General features: G+C 40.1%; 7 protein-coding genes and 1 pseudogene. 5 read left to right on the forward strand and 3 right to left on the reverse strand.

The genetic code is table 11. The annotated features are described in order from the left end of the window. The 4 genes from PSN35_RS04895 to PSN35_RS04910 form a co-directional block, all read left to right on the forward strand. A partial coding sequence (locus PSN35_RS04895; protein ID WP_300030265.1) for an Hsp70 family protein occupies nt 1-542 on the forward strand: 542 nt, incomplete at its 5' end. Nucleotides 543-625: 83 nt separating this feature from the next. Then, on the forward strand, nt 626-1,735 hold the full coding sequence (gene dnaJ / locus PSN35_RS04900; RefSeq protein ID WP_300030268.1) for a molecular chaperone DnaJ: 1,110 nt from the start codon (nt 626-628) through the stop codon (nt 1,733-1,735). An 18-nt stretch (nt 1,736-1,753) separates the two neighbouring features. Next, on the forward strand, nt 1,754-3,034 hold the full coding sequence (gene eno, locus PSN35_RS04905) for a phosphopyruvate hydratase (RefSeq protein WP_300030270.1): 1,281 nt from the start codon (nt 1,754-1,756) through the stop codon (nt 3,032-3,034). Between the two features lie 34 nt (nt 3,035-3,068). Then, complete coding sequence (locus PSN35_RS04910; protein WP_300030273.1) at nt 3,069-4,316, forward strand: CNNM domain-containing protein; 1,248 nt, start codon at nt 3,069-3,071, stop codon at nt 4,314-4,316. Here PSN35_RS04910 and asd read toward each other — a convergent pair. Together asd and PSN35_RS04920 are read right to left on the reverse strand one after the other, a co-directional pair. Continuing rightward, on the reverse strand, nt 4,308-5,120 hold the full coding sequence (asd, locus tag PSN35_RS04915; protein WP_300030276.1) for an archaetidylserine decarboxylase: 813 nt from the start codon (nt 5,118-5,120) through the stop codon (nt 4,308-4,310). The two genes, PSN35_RS04910 and asd, sit on opposite strands and share 9 nt — an antisense overlap. A gap of 14 nt (nt 5,121-5,134) precedes the next feature. Continuing rightward, nucleotides 5,135-6,817 carry a proline--tRNA ligase gene (locus tag PSN35_RS04920; protein WP_300030279.1) on the reverse strand — a complete coding sequence of 561 codons (1,683 nt, stop codon included), beginning with the start codon at nt 6,815-6,817 and terminating at the stop codon, nt 5,135-5,137. Nucleotides 6,818-6,874: 57 nt separating this feature from the next. On the opposite strand from PSN35_RS04920, the gene PSN35_RS04925 reads away from it, so the two are divergent. Continuing rightward, complete coding sequence (locus PSN35_RS04925) at nt 6,875-7,504, forward strand: site-2 protease family protein (RefSeq protein WP_300030282.1); 630 nt, start codon at nt 6,875-6,877, stop codon at nt 7,502-7,504. On the opposite strand, the pseudogene gatB reads toward PSN35_RS04925, so the two are convergent. Beyond that, nucleotides 7,496-8,064, reverse strand: a pseudogene (gene gatB, locus PSN35_RS04930) (Asp-tRNA(Asn)/Glu-tRNA(Gln) amidotransferase GatCAB subunit B); the annotation flags it as partial. The gene PSN35_RS04925 and the pseudogene gatB sit on opposite strands and share 9 nt — an antisense overlap.

Below are 8,064 nucleotides of genomic sequence, written 5' to 3' on the forward strand. Positions count from 1 at the left end.
GTCAATTCAACCTGGAAGGTATTGATGCAGCACCTAAAGGTCAACCTCAAATTGAAGTAACACTTGATATTGATTCTGACGGTATTTTAAACGTGTCTGCTAAAGACAAAAATACCGGCAAAGAGCAATCAATTACCATTAAGGCCTCTTCAGGTTTAAGTGATGATGAAGTTGAAAAGATGATCAAAGATGCAGAGGCACACGCTGATGAAGATAAAAAATTCCAAGAATTAGTTACTTCTAAAAACATGGCAGATTCTTTAATTCACTCAACTAAGCAAACACTTGAAGACCTTAAAGAAGAGGTATCTGAGGATGAGAAAACAGCCATTGAAACAGCAATTAGTGAGCTAGAGGAAGCGGTTAAAGGTGATGATAAAGAAGCCATTGACGCTAAATCACAAGCGCTAACTGAAAAGGCTCAGCCACTTGCTGAAAAGGCACAAGCTAAAGCAGGTTCTGCACAGGGCGCTTCAGAAGCAACCGATGCAGGCGACGATGTGGTTGATGCAGATTTTGAAGAAGTTAAAGACGACAAATAATCTTTAAATTTTAAATCAACCAATAACCTTCTTCAGGCTATCAATGTTTGAAGAGGGTTTTTTAATTTTATAAAAAGGTAGTTATGTCACAAAGAGATTATTACGAAGTATTAGGTGTCGACAAAGGTGCAGATAAAAAGCAAATTAAAAAAGCTTATAAGCGCTTAGCAATGAAACACCACCCAGATCGTAACACAGACAATAAAGAAGCGGCCGAAGAAAAATTCAAAGAAATTCAAAAGGCTTATGCCATTTTGTCAGACGATCAAAAACGTCAAGCGTACGATCAATTTGGCCACGCTGGCGTTGATGGTAGTGCGGGCGCCGGCGGTTTTGGCGGCGGAAATCCATTTGGTGGTGGCGGTTTTGGCGATATTTTTGGCGATATTTTTGGCGGCGGCGGTCAACAACAAGCAGACAACCGTGGCTCCGATTTACGTTACGACTTAGAGATTGATCTAAAAGAAGCGGCTGAAGGCACCACCACTAAAATTCGCATTCCGAAAAACGAAACCTGTGATACTTGCTCGGGCACTGGCGCCAAACCAGGCACCAGTGTTAATACCTGTGGCACGTGCCATGGTGCGGGCCAAGTACAAATGCAACAAGGATTTTTTGCCGTGCGGCGTCCTTGTCCTAAGTGTTCAGGTACTGGTCAAAAGATTGAGTCCCCTTGTGGAACGTGTCATGGCCAGGGTGTGGTGCGCAAGCAAAAAACCTTATCGGTTAAAATCCCAGCTGGCGTAGATACTGGCAATCGCATTCGTCTAGGTGGCGAAGGTGAAGCTGGTGTTCGTGGCGGCCAAAGTGGCGATCTGTATGTTGAAATACATGTCAAGCCTCATGATATCTTCCAGCGTGATGGTAACGATCTATATTGTGAAGTGCCTATTGATTTTGCCACAGCAGCACTAGGTGGTTCAATTGAAGTGCCAACGCTAGATTCAAAATTAAAAATCAAGATTCCAGCAGGCACACAAACTGGTAAACAATTCAGATTAAGAGGCAAAGGAATTACCGCCATTCGTCACGGTGGTGCGGGTGATTTAATTTGCCAAGTTAAATTAGAAACACCGGTTAATTTAAGCAAAAAACAAAAACAACTACTGGAAGAATTTTCAGGCTCATGTGGCAAGAAACATCACCCGGAATCAGACTCTTTTTTCGGTAAAATGAAGTCATTCTTTGAATAAACAACCAATAGGAAAATCGTGAAAATTAAGCAAATTATAGCAAGAGAAATCCTTGATTCTAGAGGCAATCCAACCCTTGAAGCAGACGTTATCTTAGATGACAATACCGTTGGCAGTGCCATGGTACCATCTGGCGCCTCAACCGGTCAGCGTGAGGCATTAGAATTACGTGATGGTGACAAATCTCGCTATTTAGGCAAAGGTGTTTTAAAGGCGGTTGAATTTGTTAATACAGAAATCAATGAAACCTTAATTGGCTTTGGCATTGAAGATCTTGCAAAAATCGATCAAGCAATGATTGACCTTGACGGCACTGAAACTAAATCACGCTTAGGCGCAAATGCTATTTTGGCAGTATCATTAGCTGCTGCTCACGCTAATGCCAACAGACAACACAAGCCTTTGTATGATTCTCTTGATCAGGGTGATGACTATAAACTGCCCGTACCAATGATGAACATTATTAACGGTGGCGAGCATGCGAATAACAGTGTGGACATTCAAGAATTTATGATTATTCCTGCAGGCGCACCTAGTTTTAAAGAGGCGTTGCGTTATGGTGCTGAAGTCTTTCATCACTTAAAATCAGTATTAGAGGCACAAGGTATGAATACAGCCGTAGGTGATGAAGGTGGTTTCGCCCCAGATTTGGCCTCAAACGAAGATGCAATTAAAGTAATTTTAGAGGCAATTGAGAATGCTGGATACAAAGCGGGTAAAGACATCTTTATTGGTATTGATGCAGCCAGTTCTGAGTTTTACGCTGATGGCACTTACAATCTAGCTTCGGAAAATAAATCACTCACTTCGGCAGAATTTGTTGACTACTTAGCTAATTGGGTTGAAAACTACCCGATCATTTCTATTGAAGACGGTATGGATGAAAATGACTGGGATGGTTGGGACTTATTAACCAAAAAAATTGGCGATAAAGTACAGCTGGTCGGTGATGATTTATTTGTAACCAATAGCAAGATTCTTAAACAAGGCATTGACAACAACATTGCTAATTCAATCTTAATCAAGGTGAATCAAATAGGTACACTTACTGAGACCTTTGCTGCAATGAACATGGCTGCTGAAGCGGGCTATACAGCTGTTATGTCACACAGATCAGGTGAAACTGAAGACACTACCATCGCTGATTTGGCCGTGGCAACCGGTTGTGGTCAAATCAAAACAGGCTCGTTGTCTCGTTCAGACCGCTTAGCTAAGTACAATCGCTTGTTACGCATTGAAGAGCAGCTTGGTGCTAAAGCGATTTATCCAGGACTTGAAGCTTTTAATCATTTAAATTAAACTAAGCGTTAACTTATTTAATTTAATTATCTGATTGGAATCACTTTCAACTTTTTGGCTGAGTATTGCGCTATTTAGCCTAATACTAGCCTCGGCATTTTTTTCCAGCACTGAAACCTCAATGATGGCGATTAATCGCTATCGTCTCAAAGTTTTAAGCAAAACCAATAAAAACGCTAGGCGCACAGAGCATTTACTAAAAGATGTTGATCAGCTAATTGGCACCATTTTATTAGGCAATAATTTTGTCAATATTTTTGCAGCTAGTATTGCCACTATATTGTCTATTAAACTCTGGGGAGAGGATTCTATCGTTCTAGCCTCTTTAGCATTAACCTTTGTCATTTTGGTATTTGCTGAAACCACCCCCAAAACGTTTGCTGCCAAAAATCCTGAAAAAATTGCCCTGCCTGCTTCCCTTGTTATTCATGTATTAATTAAACTATTCAAGCCATTAGTTTGGCTTATTTCTCGATTATCTAGATTAATTCTTAAGCTTTTCGGTATTAACGCTCAGCAGTCAAGCGATGACATTAGCTCCGAAGAACTGCGCATGGTGGTGAATGATGCCAAGCCTATTATTGCTTCGAATTATCAAAAAATGTTATTAAACATTATCGACCTTGAAAAAGTCAAGGTTGAGGATATTATGATTCCTAAACATGAGCTCATTAGTGTTGATATTAACAAACCTGACGAGCTACTCAAACAACTTGAACGCATACAACATACTCGACTATTAACTTATGACGGCTCAAGTGATAATATCACTGGTGTACTACATATGCGTAAAGTGGTTAATTTATATGCCAAAGGAGAGTTTAATTTAGACAATGTTCTAAATTTGGTGCGTGAGCCTTATTTTGTGCCAGAAGGCACGTCACTTGCGCACCAATTAGAACATTTTCAAACGCAAAAAAGACGCCTGGGCCTAGTGGTTGATGAGTACGGAGAAGTTCGCGGTATGGTGGTTCTTGAAGACATTTTGGAAGAAATTGTTGGTCAATTTACCTCTAATCAGAATGAAAGTATTGATGAAATCAATCAACAAACAGATGGCAGTTATCTAGTTGACCCTAGAATCAGTATTCGAGAGTTAAACACAGCACTTGCAATTAATCTATCTGTTGACAAGGCAAAAACCTTAAACGGACTTATCCTTGAAGAGCTGCAAACCATCCCTAAACGAGATGTCAGTCTAAAGATTGATCAATTATTAATTGAAATATTGCAAATTTCTGAACAAACCATCAAGCTGGTCAAGCTAACTAAATTAGATTAAATCCTCACCCATTCTGGTGATTTGACCAGCAGATAAATTCAGCGTTTGTTGTTGATTAGGCATCAACATAATGATGGTTGAACCCATGTTAAATCGGCCCATTTCCTCACCTTTTTTAAGCTCAATATTTTGATCGGTATAGTCAAAATGCTGCACTTTCTTTTGATAAGGTGGGTTAATCTGTCCTGCCCAAACCGTTTGCATTGAGCCAACAAAGATAGCGCCAACCAATACAAAAGCACAAAGACCAAACTCAGTTTGAAAATAACACACGACACGCTCATTTCTAGCGAATAAATTATCCACCCCTTCTGCGGTTGCCTGATTAACTGAGAACAAATCTCCCGGAATATAATCCATCGATATCAGCTTGGCGTCATACGGCATATGAATGCGGTGATAATCCTTAGGAGATAAGTAAATGGTTGCAAAATAACCCGAATCAAATTGATCAGCGCGGTAATCACCGCCTAATAAAGCTGATACCGTATAGTAATGATTTTTAGCTTGAAAAATAGTCGCATGGCTAATCGCACCTGCTTGAGAAACGGCGCCATCAACCGGACAAATAATATCACTATCGCCAATGATTCTTGCACCGGGTTTGAGTTCACGGGTAAAGAAATCATTAAAGTGCTTATAGTCTTCAATATTTTCACGCACCGCTTCAGATAAATTCACCCCATAGTTTTTAACAATCCACTTGGTAAAGGTGTTTTTAACCCAGGTATTTTCAATACGTGCAAATCGAAACATAAGTTTTGACAATGCGTGCTGAGGAATAATATGTTGCCACCAAACCATGATAAACCCTCTATTTAAGCTAACTTAGTTTGAATAAAAGATAAGGCTTGCTCGTAGCTTACTTCAAGCTTATCCGCTTCATTTCTGGCTTTATATTCAATATTGCCATTATCAGCATGCGTGTCACTCAACACCATTCGATGTGGAATACCTAATAATTCAGAATCAGCAAACATGATCCCAGCACGCTCTTTGCGATCATCTAACAATACCTCGATACCTGCATCTAGACATTGCTGATATAACTTATCTGCCAATTCTTTAACTCGACTAGATTTATTGTAATTAATCGGCACAATAACTAATTGGAATGGGGCAATTGAGGCTGGAAAAATAATACCACGATTGTCATAATTTTGCTCAATTGCTGCGGCAATAACGCGTGTTACACCAATACCATAACAACCCATGGTTGTTGTAACCGCTTTGCCCGATTCGCCAATGACATTAGCCTTCATGGCGTGAGAATATTTATCACCCAATTGGAAAATATGCCCCACTTCAATGCCACGCTTAATGACTAATTTACCCTTGCCATCCGGTGAGTCATCACCTTCAACCGCATTACGTAGATCAGCCTCAACAAACTCAACACCTAACCAATTAACACCGGTTAAATGCTGATCCCATTCATTAGCACCACAGACAAAATCACACAAAACACTGGCAGAATAATCTACGATTAAGTCAATAGGTAAATCCTTAACGCCAATAAAACCTTTTTTCAAGCCCAGTGATTTAATATCCTCATCGCTAGCCAGTTCAAATTCGCCAAATAAATTATGCGTTTTGATTTCGTTCAGCTCATGATCTCCACGTAGTGCTAACGCTTTAAAGCCTTCTGCAGTATTAATAATTAAGGTTTTAATACATTGAGATTGCGCTACATTTAAAAATTCAGCCACCTGCTCAATGCTGGTTTTTTTCTTGGTTAGCACACTCTCTTCTGCGCTTTGAGGTGACGCTGTAGCCGCCTGCTTGGTAAAAGCAACCTTTTCAATATTAGCTGCATAAGTTGACTCATCAGAAAAACAAATAGCGTCCTCACCACTATCCGCCAACACATGAAATTCATGCGAGCTATCACCGCCAATTGATCCAGAATCTGCCAATACTGGTCGATAATCCAACCCCAATCGGTCAAAAATATTACAGTAAGTTTGATGCATGATGTCATACGTCTCTTGCAGTGAATCTTGATCTAGATGAAAAGAATAAGCATCTTTCATGATAAATTCACGTGAACGCATGACGCCAAATCTTGGCCTAATTTCATCTCTAAATTTAGTTTGAACTTGATAAAAACTCATTGGTAATTGTTTATAACTGCGAATATATTGTGCGGCCAAATTGGTAATTACCTCTTCATGAGTGGGACCCATACAGAAATCACGACCGTGGCGATCAGTAAAGCGTAATAATTCCGGCCCATATTCGTCCCAACGACCAGACTGCTGCCATAATTCTGCTGGCTGAGACACTGGCATTAACACTTCTTGCGAACCTGCCTTATCCATTTCTTCGCGAATGATTGCTTCCACCTTTTTTAACACCCTAACACCCATAGGCAGATATGAATATAAACCAGAGGCTAGTTTTGAAATCAAACCAGCTCGAATCATTAACTGATGTGAAATAATTTGCGCATCATTTGGCGCTTCTTTTTGGGTTGGTATTAATAGTTGCGTGGTTTTCATATAAAATCAAGCTATGGTTTTAAATAATTACGCTAATTTTACCCGAGCAACCCTATTATGATTGATATTCAAACGCTATTAATTTACGCTATTCCAGTTTTATTTGCGATTACAGTTCATGAAACTGCACATGGCTGGATTGCCTCCTTACTGGGTGATCACAGTGCTAGGATGATGGGCAGGCTTACTCTTAACCCCATCAAGCACATAGACCCTATTGGCACAATTGCTGTACCGGCATTTTTATATTTCACCTCAGGTTTTATTTTCGGCTGGGCCAAGCCTGTGCCTGTTAACTTTAATGCATTAAGATCGCCAAAAAAGGATATGTTATGGGTGGCGATTGCCGGGCCTGTGAGTAATTTTTTAATGGCTGCAGGCTGGTTAGCCATTATCTTTGTAGCCATTAATACTGGCTCTCAATTTTTAGCCGATATGGCGCAAGTAGGTGTTCAGATTAATCTTTTACTTGCTGTGCTAAACCTACTACCACTACCACCGCTTGACGGCGGTCGAGTGGTTAGCGCCTTATTACCCCCTAAGCTTTCTTACCAATATGACCAGCTTGAGCCCTATGGGCTATTTATTTTGCTAGGCTTATTATTTTTAGGTGTTTTTCAGAGTGTTGTCCTGCCGATTACCAAGCTAATACAACATTGGGCCTATAGCCTGGTCGGTCTAATTTAACTTACTTCTAAGCAGCTCATTCAATAACTTAGGATTAGCCTTTCCTTGTGTGGCCTTCATTGCTTGACCAACAAAAAATCCTAGAATTTTCTCATTACCTGATTTAAACTGCTCAACTTGAGGCGCATTGTTGGCAATAATTTCATCAACAATAGCTTCAATAGCGCCTGTGTCTGTCATTTGCTTCAAACCTTTGGACTCAATAATTTCATTCGCAGAACCTTCGCCTTCCCACATAGCTTTAAAAACATCTTTGGCAATTTTTCCAGAAATAGTGTCATCACCAATACGGGAGACTAATTGCGAAAGTGCAGCCGCTGTTACCGGTGACTGTTCAATTTCTAATTGGTGTTTATTCAGTGAAGCTGATAATTCACCCATCACCCAGTTGGCGCACAATTTAGCATTTTTCTCGTTACCTTCAAGCATTACCTCAAAGTAATCAGCTAGAGACTTTTGTGACGTTAATACATCCGCGTCGTATTCATTTAAACCAAGCTGGGTAATAAATCGCGCTTTTTTCTCAACCGGCAATTCGGGTAAATCCGCCTTAATTGAAG

Origin of the sequence: Candidatus Thioglobus sp. (assembly GCF_028599055.1) — a bacterium.
Classification (GTDB): Bacteria; Pseudomonadota; Gammaproteobacteria; order PS1; family Pseudothioglobaceae; genus Thioglobus_A.

What these genes read in the sequence shown, in the direction of transcription:
- dnaJ (WP_300030268.1), top strand. Translation starts at nt 626, where the DNA reads ATGTCACAAAGAGATTATTACGAAGTATTAGGTGTCGACAAAGGTGCA.
- asd (WP_300030276.1), bottom strand. Translation starts at nt 5,120, where the DNA reads ATGGTTTGGTGGCAACATATTATTCCTCAGCACGCATTGTCAAAACTT.
- PSN35_RS04920 (WP_300030279.1), bottom strand. Translation starts at nt 6,817, where the DNA reads ATGAAAACCACGCAACTATTAATACCAACCCAAAAAGAAGCGCCAAAT.
- PSN35_RS04925 (WP_300030282.1), top strand. Translation starts at nt 6,875, where the DNA reads ATGATTGATATTCAAACGCTATTAATTTACGCTATTCCAGTTTTATTT.